We start from the raw sequence: 948 nt of genomic DNA on the forward strand, positions 1-948 counted from the left end.
GGCCGGGGCGCCGCCGGTGCCATGCGGGGGGCCGCCGGCCAGCTCAAGGACCTGGAGAAGCGGCAGAAGTCGCGGGCGACCCGGGCCCAGCGGGACGCGCTGGACCGGGCGCTCGTCGACCTCGCCGGGTTCTACCGGGACGCGCTCACCATGGCGCTGCGGGCGCCGGTCGCCCCGGTGCACACCGACACGGCGACGCTGGCCGGAGCCGGTGCCCAGAAGTGGGCGGCCGAGGGCGCGCTGCGCCGCCTGGAGGCCGTGCTGGAGTGCCGGTCCGCGATCGAGGCGAACGTCAAGCCGCGGATCGCGGTGGAGGCGATGATGCTGTCCCTCTGGCGGGGCTGACCCACCCCACCCGAGGCTGTCCACAGGGCATCGACACGCGCGATTGAGGTGCGGTACGGTCCGGTGATGCCGTGGTGACGAAGACGGCACGCTCAGTGAGGGCGGCGCCGGGGTCGGCGACGCCGACCGGCCGGGAGGAGTCCGCCGATGCCGCGGGGGGAGATCGACGAGGCCTGGATCGAGGAGGCGGTGCGGCGCTACCGCCGCATCGAGACCCTGCAGGCCGAGTTCGACCAGGCGGTGGCCACGGTCGAGGTCACCGTCCGCTCACCCGACGGGCTCGTCGAGGTGGTGGTGACCGCCGGGGGGCGGATCACCGACGTGCGCTTCCTCGGGCCGCTGCACCAGCGCAGCCCGCGTGACGTGGCCGGCTCGGTGCAGGCCGCGGTGACCGCCGCCGCCGACGCGGCGCAGTGGGCCCGGGAGAAGCTGCACAACGAGACCTTCGCGGCCTACCGGCCGCTGGCGGGAGCCTGACATGGAGACGCTGCGCGCGCTCGCCGCCCGCCTCGACGAGGCCGGCGCGACCCTCGCCACGCTGGCCCGCACGGTGACCGCCACCGACCCGCCGCACCCCGCGTTCGGCGCCCACGCCGTCGGCCG

Annotated in this window: 1 protein-coding gene and 1 pseudogene; both read left to right on the forward strand. The window is 76.3% G+C overall.

Going from position 1 to position 948, the window contains the following annotated elements:
• Window positions 1-345: pseudogene (locus tag HUW36_RS33510) on the forward strand (DNA polymerase III subunit delta'); the annotation flags it as partial.
• A 147-nt stretch (window positions 346-492) separates the two neighbouring features.
• The gene (locus HUW36_RS33515; RefSeq protein ID WP_099162865.1) at window positions 493-822 is read left to right on the forward strand and encodes a YbaB/EbfC family nucleoid-associated protein; all 330 of its coding nucleotides are present in this window, start codon (window positions 493-495) and stop codon (window positions 820-822) included.
• Window positions 823-948: the final 126 nt, after the last annotated feature.

The organism is Micromonospora maritima (assembly GCF_902825405.1).
GTDB lineage: Bacteria > Actinomycetota > Actinomycetes > Mycobacteriales > Micromonosporaceae > Micromonospora > Micromonospora maritima.